Raw genomic sequence first — 24,371 nt, 5'->3', positions numbered from 1 at the left:
CCTTCGGCACCGTCTCGGATCATGCTGTGCCGCACCGCCGGTTCACCGTTGGGGGCTCGGCCTGATCGACCGGGCGCGGCACACGTCCGTCGCTACGCGTCGGCTCCCGGCGCGCGGCCGACGGCGAGGAGGTGGGAGCTCGCGGCCAGGAGTTCCGGGTACGGCTCGGCCATCCGGGCGGCCGTCAGTACCGAGTCGAAGAGGGCGTCGGACGGACGTGTGCCCGACTGTTGTTCCACCGCCTTGAGGGCCGACCACGCCGGGCCCTCGATGCCGTAGACCTGTACGTCTCTCAGCCCGGAATCCCGCAGTTCCTCCGCCAGTTCCTCGGCACGGTGGAAGTACGCGAGTGTGAAGCCACGCTTGCCGTCGTGGACGGCGGTGCGAAGGATCGTCGCAATGGAGTCCCGAAGCCGTGGAGCGTGCAAGTGCGCGTAGGTGACGTGCTCGAACAGCGACGCGTACCGGTTGATCGCCGCTGCGGCCACCAGCCCACCCGGCTTGACCACCCGACGCGCCTCGGCGAGTGCTTGTCGACGGTCCTCCGCGTGGGGCAGGTGGTAGAGCGGGCCGAGGAGCTGCACCACGTCGTACGTGGCATCTGCAACGACCAGCTTTCGGGCGTCACCCAGTGAAGCGTCACAGATCTGCGCCGCCCGCTCCACATGCCGGACCACAGGGTCGATCAGCTCCACGTCGTAGCCGTCGGCGACCAGCCACCGGGCGTGCACTCCCGTGCCGCCGCCCACGTCCAGGACCCGGGCCGGGGGTGCCGGAAGAAACCGTCTCAGCAACTCCTGCGTCCGCAGCAGCTCCAGACGTCCGTCAGCCGACATGCTGAGCCGGGCGCCCTCATCGATCACCTCGGCGTAGAAGCGCTCGACCTCGGGCGCAAGGGTGGGGTTCGATATGGCGGCCAGTATGGCGACCTCCGGTGCAGCATGGGCGGTGCCCTGAGCGCCTGGCGTCAGAACTCGTACTGCACCTCGTACAGATGCCCGGCCTTGGCCATGACGGTCGCCTCGACGGGACGGTGCCTGCCGTCGCTCTCGCTGTAGACCACGCGGAACGTACGCAGAATCGGCAGATCACCCGGCAGCCGCAGCGCCTCGTACTGCGCCTGGGTCGGCACCCGCGCGGAGACGCGGTCCACCGTCCGGCGCGGCGGCAGGCCCAGGCCCGCCAGCAGCGTCGGCGTGCCACCGCGAATGCGGCGTGACTCGACGAGCGCCGTCCCTGTCGCGATGTCCATCGGGTAGTAGCACTCAGCCAGTTCCACCGGCTCACCGTCATGCTGGAGGAGCTGGCGTCGGAGCACGGCCGTGCCCGTCTCGCCCAGCTCCAGCGCCTCCGCCACCTCGGCCGGAGGCCGCACCTCGGCGACGTCGAGCAGAGTGATCGTTCCGCGCTTGCCCTGCTGCTCTGCAACGCTCAGCCACCGGTACGGCTCCCCCGGCCCGACCGGCGCCCCGCTGTCAGTGGGCCGCACCGTCTCCTGACGTCTCGGTCGGACGGAGAGGTCGGTGTGGGGGCCACTCGGCGTGAGCAGGCCCTCTTCGATGAGGAGGGCGATCGCCTGCGCCATGGCGGACTCCTGGACCCCGTGGAGCTGAGCCAGCTCGGACGTGGAGGGGTGGGCCGTTTCCGGGGGCCATGTGCCGCAGAGGATCGCGTCCCGCATCGCGGCGGCTGCTCGCACGTGTGGCGCACGCGGGTCGGCGCCGCCTTCCGTAGATGGGGGCAGGGGCATGGCTCGCCTTTCTGGTCGGTCGGTGCGAACAGAGGGCAGCGGTCGCCGGCCGGTCAGGGGGAGTCGCGGTACGGGGCGTAGTAGTCGGTGAGCATCTCCGTCGGCCAGGACGGCTGGTGCTGCGGGCCCCGAGGCCCCATCTCCGCGAACCAGGGCTTGATGTCGAGGACAGGAGTCCCGTCGATCGCGTCCAGATCTTCCACGTGCAGGTCGAGTCCGTCCACGTCGAGCAGGCGGCAACGCGATACGCCGAGCCAGTTGAGCCGGCGCATGTTGCGGTGCCCGAAGGTGCCGACCTCGGGCCAGGCGGGGTTGTCGCGAGGACGACGTGCGCCGAGGTGCAGGTCGTCGGGGTCGGTGAGATGGAACCGGAAGACGACCTCCAGGTGCGAGAAGTCCTCCAGCCCCTTCGTGGCGTCAGAGGTGTAGCGAGGATCATCAATACGGATGATGGCCCGTGTGCCGCCCCAGAAGTCGTCGGTCGGTTTCTCACGACCACCCACCACGTGGGCCAACGCCTGCACGGTGTAGTTCTCTTCGCCCATGCGCACTCCTCGCTCCGCGAGTGGTTTTCTGGTCAGTGTGTGCCCATCAGGTGCACGGCAGCTCGTGCGTCGAGTTCCAGCGCGACGCCAATCCGTCGCCCCCGGTACGGCGACAGCGTTCTCCGGAGATCCACCACGACCTGTCGCGTTCTCCCGGACCGTACGCCCTCCATCGCGTCCAGTGCGCGGTGCCATGTGGCGCAGGCTTCCTCCACGTCTCCTTGGCGCGCCTGCACCTCTCCCAGATACCCCAGGGTCACGGCGTGCGTGCGGGTGAACGTGGCCGCCTTCCTCGTACGGACACTGCGACTGAACTCGTCCTGCGCACTCTTCAGATCACCGAGGTCCCGCAAGGCGCAGGCGGTCTCATGAGCGAGTGAGGCTTCCCCGAAGAAGAAGACACGTGCTGGTTCGTCGTCGCCTTGGCCCGCTGCGGCGAGCTCGTTCTCAGCACGGAGCAGTGCGGTAGAAGCGCCTGCTCCGTCACCCGTTGCGACCCGTGTCCTGGCGTGGACTACTTCCAGCAACGCTCGCTCGCGCGGAGTGGCCTTCGCATACCGGTCCCCTTCCACCGATGCCTGGGCCAGCCGTAGCGCCTGCCGCGGGTGCCCGAGGTCAAGGGCCTGGTGCGCGAGTGCGCGGAGGATGTGCCCGGCCAACGGTGCATCGGCTGCTTCAGCGGCGAGCTTGACGCCCAGCAGGAGGTAGCGCTGCGCCGTACCGTGCTCACCGCTGTCGAATGCCATCCAGCCTGCCAGATAGGCCAGTTCTCCAGCGCTGGAAAGCATTCCACGGCGAACGCCCTCATCGGCGTAGGAACCCCGCAGGTAGGAAGCCACATCCGCCATGAGGTACTGGACAACGGCGGAACGGGCGTGCCCGCCTCCTCGACGCTGGTCAACTCGCTGGAACAGCTCGATCATGTCGTGCACCGCGTCGAGCTCTCCCTGACCGATGCGACGCGAACCTTGAGCCCCGCTGGGCTGGGACGTGCGTTCCTGCTGTCGCCACCACGTTGATGCTGGGACGGCGAGACCCGCAACCGAGTAGGTCGCCTTCCCTAAGAGATCTCTGCGGTCCACGTCGAGGTCTGCCCTTCCGAGTCCGGCCAGAGCAGTCAGCGTATCCGCATCCCACAGTGAGGCATACGGAGGGAGATCTCCACCGTCCCCAAGTCCGAGATCAAGCGGAGTGACGGAGCGGCCCAACCGACGCGAGAACGCCTCGGAAAGGACCTGTGGTGCACGTCCTGACGGCTTGGTGCCGCGTACCCAATGGGAAACGTGTGAGCGCCCGATTCCCAGGAGGTCCGGTACACCGTTCTCGCGCGCGACGCGCAGGACTGCTGCGGCGAGTTGCGCGTGGGTCCAGCCCGCCTCGGCGAGGTGTGATTCGAGCTTGCTGTTACGACCTGGGGTCAGCGCCACAGCGCTCCTTCGTCGCGTGATCTTTCACGGCTTTCACCATGCCCGCAACCGCGTCCGCGTGCCCACGCAGTGTCGTTCGGTGTTCGCTAAGCGTATCCGCCGTCAAAGGGTGGCGAGGGACTTCGTGCGGCTTTGTGGAGGTATTCATGAGTGGGTGTGTGGAGTGTGCGCGGTGGCGGGAGAGGGAGGAGCGGGCGCGGCGGAGGGGGGACCACTCGGGGGCGGTGGACTGCCGGATGTTGCTGCGGCGGCACCGCGCCGTGTGTCCCGTCGGGCGGGCGGGCGCCGAGCGGCGGAGGGGGGGAGCGGTGAGCGGGAGGACGGTAGGGGGCCGGGTGGGCGTGCGGCCGGGACGGTGTTCCGCGCGCCGGGTGTGGGACGTGGCCGTCACGGCGCGGGACGTCGAGCGGTGGCGGCGGGAAGTGGCCGACGCGGTAAGGGGGTTGGGCGGCGGGCTGGAGGCCGTGGCGGTGGCCCGGCTGGGGGTGTCGGAGCTGCTGAGCAACGTGGTGCGGCACGTGCCGGACACGCGGTGCCGTATCGAGGTGGAGCGGTGCGGGGACGCGGTGGTCGTGCGCGTCGTGGACCGGTCGCCGCATCCGCCGGTGGTGTCGGAACCGGCGTGGGACGCCGAACGCGGGCGGGGGCTCTGGCTGTTACGGCAGATGGTCGCCGCGTTCGGGCATAGCCGCACCGGGGAGGGCAAGACGGTGTGGTTCCGCTGTCCGCCGGACGGCGACGCGCGGGGCGGGCACGGCGGGTGGGGGACGTGACGCGGGCCTACCGGGCGGAGCTGGTCGCCTACCAGAGCGAGCCGGAGGCGCGGATGTACCACCTGGGCGACGCGTTCGGGCTCGCGGCGCGCGAGGTGCAGGGCTGGGCCCGCGAGCGGGCCCTGTGCGTGGCGGAGACGCTCGGGGACGACGACGAGGTCGCGGGCGTCTTCCGCGACTGGAGCGGCGAGGCCGCGGGGGACGAGACGCGGCGGCGGCTGGAGAACGGCGAGCCGCTGTTCCGCCACCACGTCGGCCGGGACTGCGCGTGGGAGTTGACGCTGCGGCCCGTCCCGGTCACCGGACAACGAAGCGGTACGGAACGACGAGAGGAGACGTCCCATGGGATGGGGAACCGGTAAGGGCGGCAGCGGCGGCGAGGGAAAGCACGCGGGAGGCAAGGACCCCGGCACGGCGAAGCCGTCGCCGGACACCCAGCACCCCCGGAGCGAGCCCAAGCACCGGGGCAAGGAGGCGCGGTGACGTACGAGTACGGGGCCGCCGAGCGGGCCGCCGCGCGCGGCCTGCTCGACCGGCTCGGCGCGACGCGTCCGCTCGCGCCCGAGTGGCGGGCGGCGTTCCACGGCGTGCCACGGCACGCGTTCCTCCCGGGGACGGTGTGGCTCGGCGACGGCCTGACCGCGTGTCGCCGGGCGGATGCGCCGGAGGCGTGGCTGCGGGCGGCCTACGCCGACGCGCCCGTCGTCACGCAGGTCAACGACGGCGCGGACCCGGGGCCGGACGGCGAGCGGTGGGCGTCGTCCTCCGCGTCCGCCCCGGGGGTTGTCCTCCGCATGCTCGACCTGCTGGCGCTGGAGGGCGGGGAGCGCGTCGTGGAGGTGGGCACGGGCACCGGGTGGAACGCGGGGCTGCTCGCCCACCGGCTGGGCTCGTCGCTCGTCACCTCGGTGGAGGTGGACGCCGGGCTGGCCGCGCGGGCGCGCGCCAACCTGGCGTCGGTCGGCGTGGAGCCGCGCGTCGTCACGGGGGACGGCGCGGCGGTCGCGGCGGACGGCGCGGAACGCCTCGTCGCGACGTGCTCGGTGCGGCGGGTGCCGGGGCGCTGGGTCGCGGGTGTGGCACCGGGCGGGGTGATCCTGACGCCGTGGGAGTCGCCGTGGCTCTGCTTCGGGCTGCTGCGGCTCACCGTCGGGCTGGACGGCTCGGCCTCGGGCCACTTCCTGCCGCACGCGGCGTTCATGCTGATGCGCGGCCAGCGCACGGACCTGCGGATCTTCCGGGACGTGGTCCGCGACGCGCACGTGCCCGAGGAGTCCACGTCGACGCTCCCGCCCCGGGACGTCACCGGGGAGCGCTGGGCGGCCGGCTTCGCGATCGGGCTCCGGCTGCCGGACGTGTGGTGGGCCTGGCACCACGACCCGGACGTGCCGGGGGTGCGCTCGCGCCTGTGGGTGGCGACGACGGACGCCGCGTCCTGGGCGGCGGTCGACGTCACCGGCGCGGAGGCGGGAACGTTCACCGTCTGGCAGCACGGCCCGCGCCGACTGTGGCGGGAGGTGGAGGCGGCCCACCGCTGGTGGGCGGAGGCGGGACGGCCGGGCCCGGAGGCGTTCGGCATGACGGTGACCCCCGACGGCCGCCACACCGCCTGGCTGGAGCATCCCGGCCGGACGGTTCCGCGCCGCGCGTGACGGGTGGCCAGGGCCGGCCGTTGGTCACGTGGGGCGTTCCGTCGACGGAAGGAGCGGCGCGGTGGATGACGAGCCGCTGAAGGACTGGGCCGAACGCCGGGACGGGCGCATCGGCCGACTGCGTGCCGTAAACGCCGTCACCGGAGAGGGCCCGCAGGGGGCACACGTCGACCCGGAGGCGCCGCGCGTCGTCGAGCGGTGGAACGGCTACGCGTGGGAGCCGCACCTGTTCGCGGCGAGCCTCGCCGAGGCGAAGGCCGTCCTGTATCCGCAGGTGGAGGAGGCGCCCTCCGGGCAGCCGGGGTCGGGAGCGCAGCCGCTACGGCCCGGGCGCGGGAGACATCGGAAGCCCCGGGCCGGGGAGCCGGACGGGCGAGGAGGGGCATAGGCCGGGGAAGGGGTCTCAGTAGGTCTTGATCGTCTTCATGGGCAGGTGGGATTCGAGGCGGAGGACGGCGGGGAGGCCGCTGAGCTTGCCGGTGAGGAAGGCCTCGTAGGCGGCGTGGTCGGCGACGGTGACGCGGATGAAGTAGTCCGGGCGGCCGTACATGCGGCGGAACTCGATGACCTCCTCGTACGCGGCGACCGTGTCCTCGAACTCCTCGACGGTCTTGCGGTCGTTGGCGTAGATCTCGACGTCGATGAGGACCTCCAGGCCGCGTCCCATCGCGGCGGGGTCGATGACGGCGTGGTAGCCGGTGATCACCCCGCTCTCCTCCAGGCGCTTGACGCGGCGCAGGCAGGGCGGCGGCGTCAGACCGACGCGCCTGGCCAGCTCGACGTTGGTCAGCCGACCGTCCTGGCGCAGGTGGAAGATAATTTCACGGTCTATGGCATCAAGAGGTGCTTCATTGCTCACAGGAGCATCGTACGGCCATGTGTGGTCACCAAATAAGGCGCGATTCTTTCTAAAGTGTCGGGCATGGGTATACGCACTGCTGTGGCCGATCGGCCGACCGCGTTCGGCCCCTCGGCGCCCGCGCGACAGGGGCGGTCGGAGGCGCGGCGCGCGGTCGAGGAGTCCGCCGCCGTCGGCCTGGGATTCATTCCGCTCGGGGTGGCCTTCGGTGCGCTCGTGACGCAGTCCGGGCTCGACTGGTGGTGGGCGGGCCTGTCCGCCGCGCTGATCTACGGCGGCTCGTTCGAGTTCCTGCTCATCGGCCTGGTCGGTGCCGCCGCACCGTTGGCGACGGTCGCCCTCACCGCGTTCCTGGTGAACGTCCGGCACGTCTTCTACGCGCTGTCGTTCCCGCTGCACCGGGTCCGGGGCCGCCTCGGCAAGGCGTACAGCACGTTCGCGCTGACGGACGAGGCGTACGCGCTCACCGGCACGGCGGGGGCGCGGGCCTGGCCGGGGAAGCGGGTGCTGTGGGTGCAGCTGCTCCTTCACCTGTACTGGGTCGCGGGCGCCACGGCGGGCGCGCTGCTCGGGGCGCTCATCCCGGACGGCGTCGTCGGGCTGGAGTTCGCGCTGACGGCGCTGTTCACCGTGCTGGCCCTGGACGCCCTGCGCGAGCGGCGCCACGACCTGCCGACGCCGCTGCTCGCGCTCTGCAGCGCGCTGCTCGCGTGGATCGTCGCGCCGGACCAACTGCTGGTCGTCGCCTTCGCGTTGTTCACCGCCGCACTGCTGGCCCGGCACGCGGCGGCCCGTCGGGAGGCCGGCCGTGCCTGACACCGGCTACGCCGTCACGGCGGTGCTCGTCGCCGCCGCCGTCACCTGGGCCCTGCGGGCCCTGCCCTTCGCGGCCCTCGCGCCCCTGCGGGCGAGCGGCACCGTCCAGTACCTCAGCACCCGGATGCCGGCCGGGGTCATGGTGATCCTCGTCGTCTACTGCCTGCACGACGTCGAGGTGACGCAGGCCCGCGCCCTGGCCCCGCTGGCGGCCCTGGCCGTGACGGTCTGGTTGCACGTGCGGTGGCGCAACGCCCTGCTCAGCATCCTCGGCGGCACGCTCGCCCACGTCACCCTGGCAAGCACCCTGTTCGGCGCCTGACCACGCGCCTCCCGGGGGCCGGAGACCGCCGGACTCCTCCGGGCGTCGGAGGCGAACGGGGCGCTGCTGGTCGCCACGGTGCACACGGTGCCGTCGGGGACCCGCGCGTACCCACGTGTTCGGCGTATCCGACCCCGAAGGAGTTGCGGCGACGGGCGTCGTGGAGGCGCTGGCCCACTGCATGACCTGTCCCAGGGGGTTGAAACTCGGCTGGAGACCGCCCGCCGAACAGTGTGAGCGTCTGATCGTCCGTAGACATGCCCTCATGTGCCTGTGGGTGGGGACTGCCACCCACAGGTCCCTTGTCCAAGCTGGGAAGCTCGCCACACCTGCCCACTCATCTACGATGTCCCGGCGGAACCGTGCATGAGCCGGCGCCCGACTGAGTGGCACGTTCACATGGTCGGCACCCTGGGCACGGCAGTGGCCAGTCGGCATCCAAACCGACTCGTCAAACCCATGACAGGGCAAGGAGAGTTCATGCGGCCTCCCGTGATCGAGGCGATCAAGATTGAGAACTACCGCGTCCTCCAGGACGTGGATATCAAGAAACTCAAGCCCTTCACGGTGCTCGTGGGTCCCAACGGCAGCGGAAAGTCGACGCTTTTCGATGTCTTCGCCTTTCTGGAGACCTGCTTCACTCGCGGCGTCCGTAGCGCCTGGGATCGACGGGGCGGGGCACGGGAGCTGCGTTCGCGTGGTGCGAGTGGGCCGGTGGCCATCCAGATCTCCTACCGAGAAAACCCGAAGGCCAAGCTGCTGACCTACCGGCTGGAGCTTTCGGAGTCCAAAGGCCGTCCGGTCGTCAGTCGGGAGCAGTTGCGCTGGACACGGGGTGCGGCTCAGGGAAGGCCGAGCCATATCCTCGACTTCCAATCCGGCCAGGGCTATGTCATGGACGAGGAGACCGGCGCGAAGACGATGGAGTACCTGGACAGCCCGGACACACTCGCGGTGAACGCGCTGGGTCAGTTCCGGTCGCATCCACGCGTCATGGCTCTGCGCCGCTTCATCTCGGGTTGGTACCTCTCCTATCTCTCCGTAGCCGAGGAACGCAAATCGCCCGCCGCCGGCCCCCAGGAACGGCTCTCCCAGTCGGGTGACAACATCACCAACGTCCTCCAGTACCTCAAGGAGAACCATCCCAGCCGATTGACCACCATCATCGAGGCACTGACCGATACCGTCCCCGCGTTGGAGAGCGTCGGCTACGAGAGCTCACCTGACGGCCGACTCATCCTGTTCATCAAGGACGCCCCTTTCGAGAATCCGGTGCTGGCCAGCAATGCCTCGGACGGGACGCTCAAACTTCTCTCCTACCTCACACTCCTCTACGACCCCGACCCGGCACCCTTCATCGGCATCGAGGAACCGGAGAACCACCTTTACCCCACGGTTCTGCCCGGCCTCGCTGATCAGTGTCGGCTGTCCAGCGCAAAGTCCCAGGTATTGGTGACCACGCACTCACAGGAGTTCATCAACTCCTGCAAGATCGATGAAGTAGTGGCGCTCTACCGTGACGAGTCCGGATTCACGCAGGTGATCCGCCCGAACGAACTTCCCACGGTCATTGACATGATGGACAACGGAGCACAGCTGGGAAACCTCTGGCAGGAAGGCTACTTCGACAACCTGCCGGAGCCGAGGACGTCCGTGAACGATCCAGGAGCTGAGGAGTGAAGGGGTCAAAGGGCCGGCGGGCGCAGAAGGCGGGTGCACGTCCGACGGTCGAGCTGGAGGTGCTGGTCGAGGAGGAATCCGCGAGCGAGGCCCTCAAGCCGTTACTCGCCAGGGTTCTCGAGGACAGCCATGTCCGGTTGCGGGTCCGAAGGTTCCAGGGGAAACCCGACCTGCTGAAGAAGCTGCCGGACCGGTTGCGCGGCTATGCCGCCGCTCGCCGCCGCGGTAGCGATGTCCGGGTGGTCGTGCTGCTGGACCGGGACAACGACGACTGCGCCACGCTCAAGAAGGATCTGGACCGCTACGCACGACAGGCCGGTCTCACGCCGCGGGTGGACTCCGACGACGCGGGGTGCTTCGACGTTCTGAACCGCATTGCCATACGCGAGTTGGAGAGCTGGTACTTCGGCGACTGGGGCGCCGTACGCGAGGCGTTCCCCAAGGTCGCCCGGGAAGTACCCAGGGCGTACCGGGACAACCCGGATCTTCCTGCGGGTAAGGCCTCCGACGCCTTCGAGAGGGCATTGAGCTCCAGCGGCGTGAGGATCGCCTCCAAGCCGGAATGGGGACGTCGGATCGGCCCCAGGCTGAGCGTCGAGAAGAACAGGTCTCCCAGCTTCCGTACCTTCCTCAGTGGCGTACGGGCGCTCACCGCCGACGCTGCGCGAGATCGCTAGAGCTGCTCGCCTCTGTGATGCTTCAGGACACCTCAGCTCCGGTTCCGTCAGCGCGCCGAGGGCGGCCGGGAGGGGTGGGCGGGGAGGGGTCAGGGCAGGACGTCGTCCAGGAGGGTGGCCCACTGGGTGACGACGCGGGCGCGGCGGGCGCTGTCGTCGGTGAGGAGGTTGGCCAGGCCGAGGCCGCGGGCCATGTCGAGGAGGCCCTGCACGGTCTCGCGGACGCCGGGGCGGGTCTCGTCGGCGCCCAGGAGGCGCAGCGCCATGCGGTGCGTCTCGCGGCCGATGCGGGCCTCCAGGTCGGTGACGCGGGGGCGGAGCTGGGGTTCGTTGGAGGCGGCGACCCACAGCTGGAGGGCGGCGCGGAAGAGGGGGCCGGTGTAGAGGCCGACGAGGGCGTCGACGGCGGCGTGGGTGCCGTGCTCGCCGTCAAGGGCGCGCAGCTCGGCGGAGCGCTCCTCGGCGACGTACTCGACGGCGGCGGTGAAGAGGTCCTCGCGGGTCGGGAAGTGGTGCTGGGCGGCGCCCCGGGAGACGCCGGCGTGCTCGGCGACGACGGTGACCGTGCTACCCGTCCAGCCGTGCTCGGCCAGGCAGGTCACGGCCGACTCCAGCAGGCGCTGCCGGGTGGCCCGGCTGCGGTCCTGCTTGGGGGTCGTCACTGCGCCCACGTGGGTTCCCGTCGTTCGAGGAAGGCGGTCATGCCCTCGCGGGCCTCGGCCGAACCGAACAGTCGCGCGGACATGCTGGCGAGGTTATCGGTATCGCGGTCGAAGGCGCGCAGCACCTCCGCGGTGACCAGCTGCTTGGCCGCCGCGAGGCCCTGGGGCGAGCTGCGGCGCAGGGCGTCGAGGACGGGGGTGAGGGCGGCGTCGACGTCCTCGGCGGCCTCGGTGACGAGCCCGATGCGGGCGGCCTCGGCGGCGTCGAACCGTTCGCCGGTGAGGTAGTAGCGGGTCGCGGCGCGGGGGTCGAGGCGGGGCAGCAGGGGCAGAGAGATGACGGCGGGGGCGACGCCGATGCGCACCTCGCTGAACGCGTAGCTGGACGTGGCGCTCGCGGCGAAGGAGAGGTCGCAGGCGCCGAGCAGGCCGAGGCCGCCGCCGCGCACGTGGCCGGTGACGCGGGCGACGACGGGTTTGGGCAGTTCGACCAGGGCGCGCAGCAGGGCGACGAGGTCGTGCGGGGTGCCGCCGCGTCCGCTGAGGTCGGCGCCGGCGCTGAAGGTGTTGCCGGTGTGGGTGAGGACGACGGCGCGGACGGCCGCGTCGGCGGCGGCGCGGGCGAGGGCGTCCCGCAGGGCGGTCATGAGGGGCAGGGAGAGGGCGTTGCGGCGCTCGGGGGCGTTGAGGGTCAGGGTGCGGACCCCGCGCTCGTCGGCGCTGAGCACGAGGTCCTGCGGCTCGGGAGTGACGTCCCGGGTGGCGTCGGTCATGGCGGGCGGCACCTTCGGCGGGGGTCGGGAGGACGGCGGGGTCAGTAGGACTTGGGCAGGCCGAGCGACTGGTGGGAGACGTAGTTGAGGATCATCTCCCGGCTGACGGGCGCGATGCGGGCCACGCGGGCGGCGTTGATGAGCGCGGCGAGGCCGTACTCGGTGCTGAGCCCGTTGCCGCCGAGGGTGTGGACGGCCTGGTCGACGGCCTTGATGTTGGCCTCGGCGGCGGCGTACTTGGCCATGTTGGCGGCCTCCCCGGCGCCGGTGTCGTCGCCCGCGTCGTAGAGGGCGGCGGCCTTGAGCGTCATGAGCCGGGCGAGTTCCAGCTCGATGTGGGCCTGGGCGAGGGGGTGGGCGATGGCCTGGTGGGCGCCGACGGGCTGCTTCCAGACGGTGCGGACCTTGGCGTACTCGACGGCCTGGGTGAGGGCGTAGCGGCCCATGCCGAGGGCGAAGGCGGCGGTCATGATGCGTTCGGGGTTGAGCCCGGCGAAGAGCTGGAGGAGCCCGGCGTCCTCGTCGCCGACGAGGGCGTCGGCGGGGAGCCGGACGTCGTCGAGGACGAGTTCGAACTGCTTCTCGGGGGCCTGGAGTTCCATGGGGATGAGGTTGCGCACGAAGCCGGGGGTGTCGCGGGGGACGACGAACAGGCAGGGCTTGAGCGTGCCGGTGCGGGCGTCCTCGGTGCGGCCGACGATGAGGGTGTCCTGCGCGATGTCGACGCCGGAGACGTAGATCTTGCGGCCGGTGAGGAGCCAGTCGCCGGTGGCCTGGTCGCGGCGGGCGGTGGTGGTGATGCGGTGGCTGTTGGAGCCGGCGTCCGGTTCGGTGATGCCGAAGGCCATCTTGCGGCTGCCGTCGGCCAGTCCGGGCAGCCAGCGGCGCTTCTGCTCCTCGGTGCCGTAGCGGGCGATGACGGTGCCGCAGATGGCGGGTGAGACGACCATCATCAGCAGCGGGCAGCCCGCCGCGCCCAGCTCCTCCAGCACGGCCCACAGTTCGCGCATGCCGCCGCCCCCGCCGCCGTACTCCTCGGGGAGGTTGACGCCGAGGAAGCCGAGCTTTCCCGCCTCGGCCCACAGGGCGTCGGTGTGGCGGCCCTCGCGGGTGACGGTCTGGAAGTAGGTGCGTCCGTAGGACCGGCCGAGGGCGGCGACGGACGCGCGGAGGTCCGTCAGTTCGCGGGACTCGATCAGCGCGTTCTGCGGAAGGGCGTGCGGGACGGCGGTCATGGCTGCGTCTCCTTCGCGGGCCGGTGCGCGGGGGCGTCGCCGGAGGGTTCCGTGACGACGGCGAGCAGGGTGCCGACGTCGACCTGGCGGCCGGGCTCGGCGTGCAGTGCGGTGAGCGTCCCGGCGGCCGGGGCGGTGACGCGGTGCTCCATCTTCATGGCCTCCAGCCACAGCAGCGGCTGGCCCTCCGTGACGGCGTCGCCGACGGTGAGGCCGTCGGCGACGCGGACGACGGTGCCGGGCATGGGGGCGAGCAGCGAGCCGGGTTCGGTGCGGGCCGTGGGGTCGGGGAAGCGGGGCAGGGCGGTGAACGCGTGGGCGCCGAGCGATGAGTCGACGTGGACGACCGGGCTGCCGGGCCCGGCGCCGGGGAAGCTGCCGGGGTAGGTGGCGACGTCGAAGGTGCGGCGGACGCCGTCCACCTCCAGCACGACGCGGTCCGGTGCGGCGTGCAGCAGCCGGACGCCGGGGAAGTCCTCGGCGGTGAGCCCGTCGCGGGTGCGCAGGTAGCGGATCTCGTGTTCGGTGCCGTCGGGTTCGGCGCGGTAGGTCTTGCGCTGCGGCTGGGAGGGGACGTTGCGCCAGCCGCCGAAACGGGAGCGTCCGGCGCTGTCGGCCAGGGCGGCGGCGAGGGCGGCGAGGCCCTGGCCGGCTGCGTCGGGGGCGGTGAGCGCGGCCAGGTGCCGGTCGTAGAAGCCGGTGTCGAGGCGGGCGGCGGCGAAGTCCGGGTGGCGCAGGGAGCGGACGAGCAGGGCGCGGTTGGTGACGGGGCCGTGGACGTGGGCGCGTTCGAGAGCGTGGGCGAGGGTGCGGACGGCCTCCGCGCGGGTGGGCCCCCAGGCGACGACCTTGGCGAGCATGGGGTCGTAGTGCGGGGTGACGGTGTCGCCGTCGCGCACGCCGGTGTCGAGCCGGACGCCGCCGGGGACGGCGAGCCGGTGCAGCGTGCCGGTCTGCGGCCGCCAGTCGCGAGCGGGGTCCTCGGCGTAGAGGCGGGCCTCGACGGCGTGGCCGTGCGGCGGCGGGGGCTGCGCCTCCAGGGGCCGCCCCTCGGCGACACGGATCTGGAGGGCGACGAGGTCGACGCCGTGGACGGCCTCGGTGACCGGGTGCTCGACCTGGAGGCGGGTGTTCATCTCCAGGAAGTACGGCCGTCCGTCGGCAGAGAGCAGGAACTCGACGGTCCCGGCGCCGACGTAGCCGACGGCGCGGGCCGCGTCGGTGGCCGCCGCGTGCAGCTCGGCGCGCAGGGCGCCGGTGAGGCCGGGGGCGGGGGCCTCCTCGATGACCTTCTGGTGGCGGCGTTGGAGGGAGCAGTCCCGGGTGCCGAGCGCCCAGACGGTGCCGTGCGCGTCGGCGAGGATCTGCACCTCGACGTGCCGACCACGTTCGACGTAGGGCTCGACGAAGACCTCCCCGTCGCCGAAGGCGGCGGCGGCCTCGGCGCGGGCGGCGGTGATCCCGCCGGGCAGCGCGGCGCGTTCGCGGACGACGCGCATGCCCCGGCCGCCGCCACCGGCCGCCGCCTTGACGAGGACGGGCAGGTCGGCGTCGGTGACGGCGTCCGGGTCGAGGGGGTCCAGGAGCGGCACCCCGGCGGCGCGCATCAGCTCCTTGGCGCGGGTCTTGGAGGCCATCGCCTCGATCGCCTCCGGGGGCGGGCCGATCCACACCAGCCCGGCGTCGGTGACGGCGCGGGCGAAGTCGGCGTTCTCGGAGAGGAACCCGTAGCCGGGGTGGACGGCGTCGGCACCGGCCGCGAGGGCGGCCTTGATGACGAGGTCGCCGCGCAGGTAGGTGTCGGCGGGGGCGTCGCCGGGGAGCCGGACGGCGGCGTCGGCCTCGGCGGTGTGCGCCGCGCCGGAGTCGGCGTCGGAGTGCACGGCGACGGTGGCGATGCCCAGCTCCCGGCAGGTGCGGAAGACGCGGCGGGCGATCTCGCCGCGGTTGGCGGCCAGCAGTGACGTGATCGGCTGTTCCCTCATGCGTTCCTCACATCCGGAAGACGCCGAAGCCACCGCGCGCCCCCTGGACGGGCGCGGTGTGGACGGCGGACAGGCACAGGCCGAGGACGGTGCGGGTGTCGCGGGGGTCGATGACGCCGTCGTCGTAGAGCCGCCCGGAGAGGAACATCGGCAGCGACTCGGTCTCGATCTGCTCCTCGACCACGGCCCGCAGCGCCGCGTCGCCCTCCTCGTCGTACGGCGTGCCCCTGGCCGCCGCCGACTCGCGCATGACGATCGACAGCACCCCGGCGAGCTGCTGCGGCCCCATGACGGCGGACTTGGCGCTGGGCCAGGCGAACAGGAAGCGGGGGTCGTAGGCGCGTCCGCACATGCCGTAGTGCCCGGCGCCGTAGCTCGCGCCGAGGAGGACGGACAGGTGCGGCACCGTCGAGTTCGACACCGCGTTGATCATCATGGCGCCGTGCTTGATGATGCCGCCCTGCTCGTACTGGCTGCCGACCATGTAGCCGGTGGTGTTGTGCAGGAAGACCAGCGGGATGTCGCGCTGGTTGGCGAGCTGGATGAACTGCGTGGCCTTCTGCGACTCCTCGCTGAACAGCACACCCTGGGCGTTGGCCAGGACGCCGACGGGGTAGCCGTGCAGCCGGGCCCAGCCGGTGGTGAGGGAGGGGCCGTAGCGGGGCTTGAAGGCGTCGAAGTCGGAGCCGTCGACGAGGCGGGCGATGACCTCGTGCGGGTCGAAGGGGGCCTTGAGGTCGGCGGGGACGAGGCCGAGCAGCTCCTCCGCGTCGTACTTCGGCGGCTCGGCGAGGGGCGGATCGGGTTGCGCCTTGCGGTGGTTGAGGCGGGCGACGACGCGGCGGGCCTGGCGCAGGGCGTCCGGCTCGTCCTGCGCGAAGTGGTCCGCCAGCCCGGAGGTGCGGGCGTGCATGTCGGCGCCGCCCAGCTCCTCGTCGTCCGCGACCTCGCCGGTGGCCATCTTCACCAGCGGTGGGCCGCCGAGGAAGACCTTGGCGCGCTCCTTGACCATGATGACGTGGTCGGACATGCCGGGGATGTAGGCGCCGCCCGCCGTGGAGTTGCCGAAGACGACGGCGACCGTGGGGATTCCGGCGGCCGACAGCCGGGTGAGGTCCCGGAACAGGGCGCCGCCGGGGATGAAGATCTCCTTCTGGCTGGGCAGGTCGGCGCCGCCGGACTCGACGAGACTCACACAGGGCAGCCGGTTGGCGTGGGCGATCTCATGGGCGCGCAGGGCCTTCTTCAGCGTCCACGGGTTGCTGGAGCCGCCGCGCACGGTCGGGTCGTTGGCCGTGATGACGCACTCCACGCCCTCGACGACGCCGATGCCGGTGACCAGCGAGGCGCCGACCGTGTAGTCGCTGCCCCAGCCGGCCAGCGGCGACAGCTCCAGGAACGGCGTGTCGGGGTCGATCAGCAGCTCGATGCGCTCCCGGGCGAGCAGCTTGCCGCGTTCGCGGTGCCGGGCGACGTACTTCGCGCCGCCGCCCGCGACGGCCTTGGCGTGTTCGGCGTGCAGGGCGCCCAGCTTCTCCAGCATCGCCGCGCGGTTCGCGGCGTGCTCGGGGGCGGTCGGGTCGAGCCGGGTGGGCAGGACGGTCACAGCAGCACCTCGGGTATCTCCAGGTGGCGGGAGCGCAGCCACTCCCCCACCGCCTTGGCCTGCGGGTCGAAGCGGGCCTGCGCGGCCACGCCCTCGCCCAGCAGGCCGTCCACGACGAAGTTCAGCGCGCGCAGGTTCGGCAGGACGTGCCGGGTGACGGGCAGGGCGGCCATCTCGGGCAGCAGGGCCCGGAAGCGGTCGACGGTCAGCGTGTGGGCGAGCCACCGCCAGGCGTCGTCGGTGCGGGCCCAGACGCCGACGTTCGCGCTGCCGCCCTTGTCGCCGCTGCGGGCCCCCGCGACGGCGCCGAGCGGCGCGCTGCGCAGCGGCCCGGCAGGCAGCGGCGCGGGCAGCGGCGGCTCGGGGACGGGGGCGGGCCCGCGGGTGGCGCCGGGCGGCGGGACGGGGACGCGGCGGCCGTCCGGCAGCACCGCCGTGTGCGGGACGTCGGCGGCCGGGACGTGCGCGGCCTCGAAGACGCCGTAGGGCGCGCCCTTCCCCGGCGGGGCCGTGAGGTGGAAGCCGGGGACGCTGGCGAGGGCCAGCTCGACGGCGGCCCCGCTGACGGCCCGCCCGACGGCGTCGGCGTCCCGGTCCCGGACGACCAGCCGCAGCAGCGCACTGGCCTCCTCCTGGACGGCGGCGTCCGGCCGGTCGGTGCGGACGAGTTCCCAGCGGACGTTCTCCGGGCGTTCGTTGCCGAGTGCGGCCTCCAACTGCTCCCGGACGAGCGCCGCCTTGGCCTCGATGTCGAGCCCGGTCAGCACGAAGACGACCTCGCTCCGGTGGCCGCCGAGCCGGGTGAGGCCGACCTTCACCGTCGGCGGTGGCGCCTCGCCGCGCACCCCGTCGACGCGGACGCGGTCGGTGCCGTCCTGGGTGAGCCGCACCGTGTCGAGCCGGGCGGTGACGTCGGGGCCGAGGTAGCGGGCGCCGTCCGTCTCGTAGAGGAGCTGCGCGGTGACGGTGCCGACCGTGACGCCGCCCCCGGTGCCGGGGTGCTTGGTGATGACGCTGCTGCCGTCGGCGGCCACCTCGGCGAGCGGGAAGCCGAAGGGCGGGCCCTTGGGCAGCTCCTGCCAGAAGGCGTAGTTCCCGCCGGTCGCCTGCGTGCCGCACTCCAGGACGTGCCCGGCGACGACGGCCCCGGCCAGCGCGTCGAGGTCGCCGTCGGACCAGCCGTGGTACCAGGCCGCCGCTCCGCTGACGAGCGCGGCGTCGGTGACGCGTCCGGTGACGACGAGGTCCGCGCCGCCGCGCAGACAGGCGGTGATGCCGCCGCCGCCCAGGTAGGCGTTGGCCGTGAGCACGCCCGCGCCCCAGCCGCGCGGGAGCCCGGTGAGATCGTCGCCCTCGACGTGGGCGACGCGGGTGGGCACCCCGAGGCGTTCGGCCAGCTCCCGCACGGCGTCGGCCAGGGCGGCGGGGTTGAGCCCTCCGGCGTTGACGACGAGTTTGACGCGGCGGTCCCGGGCGAGCGCGAGGCTCGTCTCCAACTGCCGCAGGAAGGTGCGGGCGTAGCCGCGCCCGGGGTCCTTCAGGCGGTCCCGGCCGAGGATGAGCATCGTGAGTTCGGCGAGGTAGTCGCCGGTCAGGACGTCGAGCGGGCCGCCGCTCAGCATCTCCTCGACGGCGGTGAACCGGTCACCGTAGAACCCGGACGCATTGCCGATCCGCAGCACGCGAACCCCCTCCCGCCTGGACGCCCGCTCAGCGTGGCACCCCGGGAAGAAACAATCAAGCGTGCTTGCTGGATTTTATCGGTCCGCCCACCGCCCCTCCCGAGCGCGGAACGTGCGCCGGTAACTCTGCGGCGTGACGCCCAGCCGCCGGACGAAGTGGCCGCCGGAGGCCGAGCCGCGTACCGCTCGTTCGAAGACCCTCCGATGGCCCCGGCGGGGTGGTGGTCTGCGGGGGTGAGGCACATGGTCGACAGGACGGCATCCACACCTCAGAAATGGAGCGATCCCTTGCAGCGCACCGGACAGATCTCGTCCCGGGCCGTGGAGTCGATCTCGACGCCCGAGCGGGTCGAGACGCGCCTGGGCACTCTGGAGTTCCCGCTGGGTGTGCCCACCGAGGAGACCGCGAAGCGCGTCTACGACCATGTGGACCACGTGCGGGCGGTCAGCGCCTTCCTCGACGCGTATTCCGGCGTCAGCCTGTGGGCGGCCCGCCGGGGATTTCTGGAGGCGGGGATCCAGGACCACGACGTCCTGCTCTTCTCGGAGTTCCTGGATCCCAAGACGCTCGTGCTGACCGGGAACGCGGACACCGTCTACTTCATGAGCTTCCTCGACCTGACCGAGGGTCCGCTGGTGGTGGAGGTGCCGCCCCTCGCCCTGTGTTTCCTCAACGACATGTGGTTCCGCTGGGTCACGGACCCCGGCATGGCCGGTCCGGATCGCGGAGCGGGCGGCAGGTACCTCTTCGTGCCGCCCGGTCATGAGGGCCCTCTGCCCGAGGGCGGCTTCTTCACGCTCCGCACCCGCACCACGCGGCTCGTCCTGGGCGGGCGCGCTTTCCTGGAGAACGACGACCCGAAGCCGGCGGTCGAGCGGATCAAGGAGGGCCTGCGCATCCACCGTTACGTCCCCGGGTACTACGGAACCAGCATCGGGGAGATCGTGACCGGCGGCACGGCCCCGCCGCTGCCATGGACCGCCCGGACCTGGACCGCCGCGCTGCACAGGCCCGACCCGCCGCGCTTCGTCGAGGGCTCCGGACTTCCCGTGAACACGGTTCCGCCCGCGGACGCGACGTACTTCGACTTCGCGAGCGAACTCGTGCACGACCAGCCGGCCGAGGCGCTCGACCCCGAGATCGCCGGTGCGCTGGCCGCGGTCGGCATCGTCAAGGACCGACCGTTCGAGCCGGACGCGCGGATGCGGGAGATCCTCACCGAGGCGGCCGCGGTCGGCAACGCCACGGCCCGTACCCTCGCGTTCAGTCCGCGCCCGGCCGAGGGGGCGCACTACTACGGCACCTCCTCCCGGTGGCTCAACGGCCTGCTGGTGGCCGGCCACGAGTTCCTGGCCCCACCTGCGGACATCACCGACAGGGGCGTCAAGCCCCGCCCGAACGACGGCGCCCGGAAACTCAACCTGCGGACCTGGTGGTGGTACCTGGCTGTGGGTATCAGCCCGGCGTTCACAGCGCCGCTACCGGGCGTCGGCTCCCAGTACGTGTTCTCCCTCGCGGACTGGGAGGGCCGGGCCCTCGACGGCGGCACGTACTACCGTCTCGTGCTTCCACCGGACATTCCCGCCGCCCGGTTCTGGTCGGTCACCGTCTACGACAACCAGACGCGGTCGATGCTCGACACCCCGCAACGGTTCCCCCGGGCCGGCAGCCAGGCCTATCCCACCCCGGCAGCGGTCCCCGGCCCGGACGGCACGACCACGGTGCACTTCGGGCCCGACCGGCCCGACGGTGTACCGGAGGGGAACTGGATCCAGACCGTGGCGGGCCGGGGATGGTTCGTGGTCCTGCGGCTCTACAGCCCGCTGCAGCCGTTCTTCGACAAGACCTGGAAGCCGGGTGAGATCGAGGCGGTGAGATGACCTCGCCCGACGGCACGGCCGCAGACGGTACGGACGGTGAGGTGCACGGGCACGACCGGATGGGGAGCTGGAACGACGATGCGTCCACGACGACGACGTCCGGGAGTACTCCTAGACCGACTGCGCGGAGCGGGCACACGCGGCGGCCGAGAGGGACGGCTGGACGACGGTCAGCGTGAAGGACGACTGGAACGTGGCTTTCAAGGAATGACTCCCCAGGAGGACCGCAGTGCCCCATATCAGCGAAGCCCCCAGCCCGGGCGCATCAGCCGAGACCATGGCCTCGATCCGCAGCCCCGACCGGCTGGAGACGGTCTTCGGCCCGATGGACTTCTTCGACGGCATGCCCATGCCCGACACGGTCACGCGCAGCTATGACACGCTGGACCTGCTACGCGGGATCGAGGCGTTCCTCAACTGCGTACCCGGCGCGTCCATGGTGGCGATGCGACGCGGGTTGCGGAGCGTTGGCGTCGACTCCCGCACGATCGGCTACACGGCCCCGCGATGCACCTCGGCACCGGTGCTCCTCACGGGCAACACGGAAACCACGTACGGGATGACCTTCCTGGCGCTCGACGAGGACGGACCCACCGTGGTCGAGGCGCCGGGGAACTCGCTGTGCATCGTCAACGACATGTGGCAGCGCTACGTCACCGACATGGGCATCGCCGGGCCGGACCAGGGAGAAGGGGGCACATACCTCTTCCTGCCCCCGGGCTACGAAGGTGATGTTCCCGACGGCTACTTCGTCGTCCGCCCGGAGACGTTCGGCTCCTGGGTACTGCTGCGCGCACTGGGCGGCACCCAGAGCCTGCTCACGGCACGGATCTACCCGCTCTCGGCCGCGGCGGACCGGCCCGAGCAGCGCTACGTCAACTGGGCGGAATCGGACTTCAACACAGTCCACGCGAACGACTTCTCCTTCTTCGAGGAGATCGACACCATCGTCCAGGCCGAGCCGCCCGGTTCGCTCGATCCGGAGCGTGCCGGTCAGCTCGCCGCGCTCGGCATCGTGCACGGCGAGCCCTTCCGGCCGGACGACCGTACGCGCTCGATTCTCGACACCGCCGCACGGATCGCCTCGGGCATCGTCAGGACGCTGGCCTTCAAGCCACGTGACCCGGGCTTCTACTTCTACCCCGACGGGTCGTGGAAGACCCCGTTCCCCACACGCAGTCACGAGTTCCTGTCGCCGGAAGGCGCCCGCCTGCTGGACTCCCGCGCGGTGTTCTACTACTTCGCGGCCGCCTCCTCGCCCGCGATGGTGACGGCGCCCGTCGGCACCGGATCGCAGTACGCCTACACGGCGGAGGACTCCACGGGCGCGTGGCTCGACGGCGGACGGTTCTACACGCTCACCCTGCCGAGCGGCATCCCGGTGCGGAACTTCTGGGCGGTCACCGCCTACGACCCGCAGACCCGGTCGCTGCTGCGCACGGACCACCCCTACCCGAGCGTCAACAGCCAGTCGGAAGGCGTCCGGCCCGAGAGCAACGGCGACACGGTCGTCCACTTCGGCCCCACCCCGCCGGACGGCTCGGAGGCGAACTGGGTCCAGACCGTACCCGGCAAGGGATTCTTCGTGATGCTGCGGCTCTACGGCCCGCTGGAAAGCTGGTTCGACAGGAGCTGGCGGCCGGGCGAGATCGAACCGGCGTGAGGTAGGCGGCCGTGGGTGAGGCGATCGGTCAGATTCTGCCCTACGGCATCGCCGTGGCGCTGAGCGCGTTCCCGATCATCGGTGTGGTGCTGATGCTCGCCACCCCCAGGGCGCGTTCCAACGGGCCGGCGCTGCTCCTGGGCTGGGTTCTGGGGCTGGCTCTGGTCGGCACGCTCGTGCTGCTGGTCTCCGGCGGCGCCGGCCCGAGCGACCAGGGGCAGCCGGCCGGCTGGGTCAGCGCGCTCGACCTGGCTCTCGGGGTGCTGCTGCTGTGGGTGGCGGTGAAGGAGTGGCGTGGCCGACCGCGAGGCGACGAGGAGGTGACGTTGCCGAAGTGGATGAGGACGGTCGACTCGTTCACCCCTCGTAAAGCGTTGGCACTCGGAACGGCGCTGTCCGCCCTCAACCCGAAGAACCTGCTGCTCTCGATCGCCGCGGCGTCGGCGATCGCGCGCACGGACACGGCCGCCGGCGCACAGGCCGTGGCACTGGCGGTCTACGTGGTGCTCGGGTCGCTCGGGCCCGGAACACCGGTCGTGCTCTACTTCGCCCTCAAGGAACGCTCGAAGCACATCCTCGACGGTCTCAAGCACTGGATGGAACGGAACAACACGGCGATCATGACCGTGGTCTGCCTCCTCTTCGCCGCGAAGCTGCTGGGCGACGCCGTCAGTGATCTCTCCTCGTGAGGGCGGACATGCACTGGCTGTTCCCCTCACTGCGCGGTTACCGGCGCCAGTGGCTGGGCCGGGACGCCCTCGCCGGGATGACCGTGTGGGCGGTGCTGGTGCCCGAGGCACTCGCCTACGCGGCGATCGCCGGCGTCTCGCCCGTCGTCGGCCTCTACGCCGCGCCGGCGGCCCTGCTCCTCTACGCCGCCTTCGGCAGCTCCAGACACCTGGTCACCGGGCCCATGGCGGCGACGGCGGCACTTTCGGCGGCGATCGTCGGCGACACCGTGGACGGTTCGAGTGCGGACTTCACCACGATGACGGCGGCCCTGGCCGTCACGGTCGGCATCGCCGCGCTCCTCGCCGGTCTCCTGCGCCTGGGCTTCGTCGCCAGTTTCATCTCCGAGCCCGTGCTGAAGGGCTTCGTCGTCGGCCTGGCGCTGACGATCATCGCGGGCCAGCTGCCGAAGCTGTTCGGCGTCGAGGGAGGGTCCGGGAACTTCTTCGAGAAGATCTGGACCCTGATCGGAAACCTCGGCGGCACCGGCGGCTTCACCGTCCTGCTCGGCGCCGGGAGCCTCGCCCTGATCCTCGGTCTCAAGCGGGTCGCCCCGAGGGTCCCCGGCTCGCTGGTCGCGGTGGCGCTGGGAATCGTCCTGGCCGCAGCCTTCGGCTTGGAGGAACGCGGTGTCGACGTCGTCGGCAGCATCGGGACCGGTCTGCCCTCGTTCGGCTTCCCCGACGTCTCGGTCGACGACCTCGGCGGCCTCGCCGCCGGAAGCGTCGGCGTGACGCTCGTCGCCTTCGCCGAGGGACTCGGTGCGGCGAAGAGCTACGCCGCCCGCGACCACTACGAGATCGACGGCAACCGCGAGCTGATCGGGCTCGGTGCCGCCGGCCTGGGAGCCGGCCTGTCCAGCGGCATGGTCGTCAACGGCAGCCTGTCGAAGACCGCCGTCAACCGGTCGGCGGGCGCGCGCACCCAGCTTTCCGGGATCCTCGTGGCCGCTCTGACCGTGGTCACGCTCCTCTTCCTCACCGGCCTCTTCGAACAGCTCCCTGAGGCGGTGCTCGCCGGGGTGGTGATCGCGGCGGTGGTGGAGCTGGTCGACATCCACTCGCTGGTCCCCCTCTACCGCGTCTTCACTCGCAGACTCGGCCAGGCCTACGGCGTCGCCGCGCGGCCGGACTTCACGGCCGCGATCGCGGCCATGCTCGGGGTGCTGGTCTTCGACACGTTGCCCGGCCTCTTCATCGGCATCGGCGTCTCCCTGCTTCTGCTCCTGTACCGCTCCTCCCGACCCGTCATCAGCGAACTGGGGCAACTACCCGGGAACGGACGCTTCGCCGCACTCGACAGGCACAGCGAGAGCCACAGAATCCCAGGGGTGGTCGTGCTGCGCGTCGAGGGTGGCATCTACTTCGCCAACGCCGAGCGGATCCGGTCCGAGGCCCGAAGAGCCGCCGCTCGTGAAGGGGTGACGGCGGTCGTGATCGACGCGGAGACGGTTCCCTTCGTCGATGTCAGCGCCGTGCACATGCTCGACGACCTGGCCGAGGAACTCGAGGCCCTCGGAGGCCGGCTCCTGCTCGCCCGCGACGTGGGCCAGGTGAGGGACGTGTTGCGCACCTCCGAAGGCAGGACGGAGCTGAGACGTGTGCATCCCACCGTGCGGGAGGCGGTCGACGCGGCCAGGACCGGCGGATGACCT

24 protein-coding genes are annotated in these 24,371 nt (G+C 71.6%); 13 read left to right on the top strand and 11 right to left on the bottom strand.

The genetic code is table 11. The features are described from left to right. Positions 1 to 92 precede the first annotated feature (92 nt). From V6D49_RS16545 to V6D49_RS16530, 4 genes are all read right to left on the bottom strand, one after another. Positions 93 to 911 (bottom strand): class I SAM-dependent methyltransferase, encoded by an 819-nt coding sequence (locus V6D49_RS16545; protein WP_340564082.1) that lies wholly within the window; start codon positions 909 to 911, stop codon positions 93 to 95. A gap of 56 nt (positions 912 to 967) precedes the next feature. Next, entirely contained in the window at positions 968 to 1,585 is a 618-nt protein-coding gene (locus tag V6D49_RS16540; protein ID WP_340560613.1) for a UTRA domain-containing protein, read from the bottom strand. A 218-nt stretch (positions 1,586 to 1,803) separates the two neighbouring features. Further along, positions 1,804 to 2,295 carry an SAM-dependent methyltransferase gene (locus V6D49_RS16535; RefSeq protein ID WP_340560611.1) on the bottom strand — a complete coding sequence of 164 codons (492 nt, stop codon included), beginning with the start codon at positions 2,293 to 2,295 and terminating at the stop codon, positions 1,804 to 1,806. Positions 2,296 to 2,327: 32 nt separating this feature from the next. Then, positions 2,328 to 3,227 carry a Tat pathway signal protein gene (locus V6D49_RS16530; protein WP_340560609.1) on the bottom strand — a complete coding sequence of 300 codons (900 nt, stop codon included), beginning with the start codon at positions 3,225 to 3,227 and terminating at the stop codon, positions 2,328 to 2,330. A gap of 875 nt (positions 3,228 to 4,102) precedes the next feature. On the opposite strand from V6D49_RS16530, the gene V6D49_RS16525 reads away from it, so the two are divergent. The 5 genes from V6D49_RS16525 (at position 4,103) to V6D49_RS16505 (ending at position 6,535) form a co-directional block, all read left to right on the top strand. Beyond that, positions 4,103 to 4,495 (top strand): ATP-binding protein, encoded by a 393-nt coding sequence (locus V6D49_RS16525; RefSeq protein WP_340560607.1) that lies wholly within the window; start codon positions 4,103 to 4,105, stop codon positions 4,493 to 4,495. Next, positions 4,492 to 4,857, top strand: coding sequence for a hypothetical protein (locus V6D49_RS16520; protein WP_340560606.1), 366 nt, complete (start codon positions 4,492 to 4,494; stop codon positions 4,855 to 4,857). Before V6D49_RS16525 ends, V6D49_RS16520 begins: the two co-directional genes overlap by 4 nt. Further along, entirely contained in the window at positions 4,838 to 4,978 is a 141-nt protein-coding gene (locus tag V6D49_RS16515) for a hypothetical protein (RefSeq protein ID WP_340560604.1), read from the top strand. Before V6D49_RS16520 ends, V6D49_RS16515 begins: the two co-directional genes overlap by 20 nt. Further along, positions 4,975 to 6,147, top strand: a complete 1,173-nt coding sequence (locus tag V6D49_RS16510; RefSeq protein ID WP_340560602.1) for a methyltransferase — start codon at positions 4,975 to 4,977, stop codon at positions 6,145 to 6,147. Before V6D49_RS16515 ends, V6D49_RS16510 begins: the two co-directional genes overlap by 4 nt. Positions 6,148 to 6,208: 61 nt before the next feature. Next, positions 6,209 to 6,535 carry a DUF6087 family protein gene (locus V6D49_RS16505; protein WP_340560600.1) on the top strand — a complete coding sequence of 109 codons (327 nt, stop codon included), beginning with the start codon at positions 6,209 to 6,211 and terminating at the stop codon, positions 6,533 to 6,535. Between the two features lie 15 nt (positions 6,536 to 6,550). On the opposite strand, the gene V6D49_RS16500 is transcribed toward V6D49_RS16505, so the two are convergent. Further along, on the bottom strand, positions 6,551 to 7,006 hold the full coding sequence (locus V6D49_RS16500; RefSeq protein ID WP_340560598.1) for an Lrp/AsnC family transcriptional regulator: 456 nt from the start codon (positions 7,004 to 7,006) through the stop codon (positions 6,551 to 6,553). A 63-nt stretch (positions 7,007 to 7,069) separates the two neighbouring features. Here V6D49_RS16500 and V6D49_RS16495 point away from each other — a divergent pair, with 63 nt between their 5' ends. The 4 genes from V6D49_RS16495 to V6D49_RS16480 all read left to right on the top strand — a co-directional run bounded on the left by V6D49_RS16495 (position 7,070) and on the right by V6D49_RS16480 (position 10,501). Next, a complete protein-coding gene (locus V6D49_RS16495) occupies positions 7,070 to 7,822 on the top strand; it encodes an AzlC family ABC transporter permease (protein ID WP_340560596.1) in 753 nt (250 codons plus the stop codon). Further along, a complete protein-coding gene (locus tag V6D49_RS16490; protein ID WP_340560594.1) occupies positions 7,815 to 8,144 on the top strand; it encodes a branched-chain amino acid transporter permease in 330 nt (109 codons plus the stop codon). The genes V6D49_RS16495 and V6D49_RS16490 overlap by 8 nt, the downstream gene beginning before the upstream one ends. A 480-nt stretch (positions 8,145 to 8,624) precedes the next feature. After that, positions 8,625 to 9,824 carry an AAA family ATPase gene (locus V6D49_RS16485; protein WP_340560592.1) on the top strand — a complete coding sequence of 400 codons (1,200 nt, stop codon included), beginning with the start codon at positions 8,625 to 8,627 and terminating at the stop codon, positions 9,822 to 9,824. Beyond that, positions 9,821 to 10,501: a DUF4276 family protein gene (locus V6D49_RS16480; RefSeq protein WP_340560590.1), complete on the top strand. Its 681-nt coding sequence runs from the start codon at positions 9,821 to 9,823 to the stop codon at positions 10,499 to 10,501. The genes V6D49_RS16485 and V6D49_RS16480 overlap by 4 nt, the downstream gene beginning before the upstream one ends. Before the next feature lie 89 nt (positions 10,502 to 10,590). Here the strand turns inward: V6D49_RS16480 and V6D49_RS16475 are convergent, their stop codons facing one another. From V6D49_RS16475 to V6D49_RS16450, 6 genes are read right to left on the bottom strand one after another with little or no spacing between them, the layout of a single operon-like run. After that, on the bottom strand, positions 10,591 to 11,172 hold the full coding sequence (locus V6D49_RS16475; RefSeq protein WP_340560589.1) for a TetR/AcrR family transcriptional regulator: 582 nt from the start codon (positions 11,170 to 11,172) through the stop codon (positions 10,591 to 10,593). Then, entirely contained in the window at positions 11,160 to 11,936 is a 777-nt protein-coding gene (locus V6D49_RS16470) for an enoyl-CoA hydratase family protein (protein WP_340560588.1), read from the bottom strand. Before V6D49_RS16470 ends, V6D49_RS16475 begins: the two co-directional genes overlap by 13 nt. A gap of 41 nt (positions 11,937 to 11,977) precedes the next feature. Further along, on the bottom strand, positions 11,978 to 13,171 hold the full coding sequence (locus V6D49_RS16465) for an acyl-CoA dehydrogenase family protein (protein WP_340560587.1): 1,194 nt from the start codon (positions 13,169 to 13,171) through the stop codon (positions 11,978 to 11,980). Beyond that, positions 13,168 to 15,156, bottom strand: coding sequence for an acetyl/propionyl/methylcrotonyl-CoA carboxylase subunit alpha (locus V6D49_RS16460; RefSeq protein WP_340560585.1), 1,989 nt, complete (start codon positions 15,154 to 15,156; stop codon positions 13,168 to 13,170). The genes V6D49_RS16465 and V6D49_RS16460 overlap by 4 nt, the downstream gene beginning before the upstream one ends. Before the next feature lie 7 nt (positions 15,157 to 15,163). Further along, complete coding sequence (locus tag V6D49_RS16455) at positions 15,164 to 16,762, bottom strand: acyl-CoA carboxylase subunit beta (protein WP_340560583.1); 1,599 nt, start codon at positions 16,760 to 16,762, stop codon at positions 15,164 to 15,166. Next, positions 16,759 to 18,444, bottom strand: a complete 1,686-nt coding sequence (locus V6D49_RS16450) for an acyclic terpene utilization AtuA family protein (RefSeq protein ID WP_340560581.1) — start codon at positions 18,442 to 18,444, stop codon at positions 16,759 to 16,761. Before V6D49_RS16450 ends, V6D49_RS16455 begins: the two co-directional genes overlap by 4 nt. A 288-nt stretch (positions 18,445 to 18,732) precedes the next feature. On the opposite strand from V6D49_RS16450, the gene V6D49_RS16445 reads away from it, so the two are divergent. The 4 genes from V6D49_RS16445 (at position 18,733) to V6D49_RS16430 (ending at position 24,368) form a co-directional block, all read left to right on the top strand. Further along, positions 18,733 to 20,325: a DUF1254 domain-containing protein gene (locus tag V6D49_RS16445; protein WP_340560579.1), complete on the top strand. Its 1,593-nt coding sequence runs from the start codon at positions 18,733 to 18,735 to the stop codon at positions 20,323 to 20,325. 229 nt (positions 20,326 to 20,554) lie between these two features. Continuing rightward, positions 20,555 to 21,988, top strand: a complete 1,434-nt coding sequence (locus tag V6D49_RS16440; RefSeq protein ID WP_340560577.1) for a DUF1254 domain-containing protein — start codon at positions 20,555 to 20,557, stop codon at positions 21,986 to 21,988. Between the two features lie 11 nt (positions 21,989 to 21,999). After that, complete coding sequence (locus tag V6D49_RS16435) at positions 22,000 to 22,677, top strand: GAP family protein (RefSeq protein WP_340560576.1); 678 nt, start codon at positions 22,000 to 22,002, stop codon at positions 22,675 to 22,677. 8 nt (positions 22,678 to 22,685) lie between these two features. Beyond that, positions 22,686 to 24,368 (top strand): SulP family inorganic anion transporter, encoded by a 1,683-nt coding sequence (locus V6D49_RS16430; RefSeq protein WP_340560575.1) that lies wholly within the window; start codon positions 22,686 to 22,688, stop codon positions 24,366 to 24,368. Positions 24,369 to 24,371 lie beyond the last annotated feature (3 nt).

Origin of the sequence: Streptomyces sp. GSL17-111 (genome assembly GCF_037911585.1) — a bacterium.
Taxonomy (GTDB): domain Bacteria; phylum Actinomycetota; class Actinomycetes; order Streptomycetales; family Streptomycetaceae; genus Streptomyces.
Note: the sequence above shows the minus strand (reverse complement) of the source record. Positions and strands in the feature narration are given on the sequence as shown.

Excerpts from the sequence above, each read along its gene's own strand:
- V6D49_RS16540 (WP_340560613.1), bottom strand. The coding sequence starts at position 1,585 with ATGGCGCAGGCGATCGCCCTCCTCATCGAAGAGGGCCTGCTCACGCCG.
- V6D49_RS16535 (WP_340560611.1), bottom strand. The coding sequence starts at position 2,295 with ATGGGCGAAGAGAACTACACCGTGCAGGCGTTGGCCCACGTGGTGGGT.
- V6D49_RS16515 (WP_340560604.1), top strand. The coding sequence starts at position 4,838 with ATGGGATGGGGAACCGGTAAGGGCGGCAGCGGCGGCGAGGGAAAGCAC.
- V6D49_RS16495 (WP_340560596.1), top strand. The coding sequence starts at position 7,070 with ATGGGTATACGCACTGCTGTGGCCGATCGGCCGACCGCGTTCGGCCCC.
- V6D49_RS16485 (WP_340560592.1), top strand. The coding sequence starts at position 8,625 with ATGCGGCCTCCCGTGATCGAGGCGATCAAGATTGAGAACTACCGCGTC.
- V6D49_RS16470 (WP_340560588.1), bottom strand. The coding sequence starts at position 11,936 with ATGACCGACGCCACCCGGGACGTCACTCCCGAGCCGCAGGACCTCGTG.
- V6D49_RS16465 (WP_340560587.1), bottom strand. The coding sequence starts at position 13,171 with ATGACCGCCGTCCCGCACGCCCTTCCGCAGAACGCGCTGATCGAGTCC.
- V6D49_RS16460 (WP_340560585.1), bottom strand. The coding sequence starts at position 15,156 with ATGAGGGAACAGCCGATCACGTCACTGCTGGCCGCCAACCGCGGCGAG.
- V6D49_RS16430 (WP_340560575.1), top strand. The coding sequence starts at position 22,686 with ATGCACTGGCTGTTCCCCTCACTGCGCGGTTACCGGCGCCAGTGGCTG.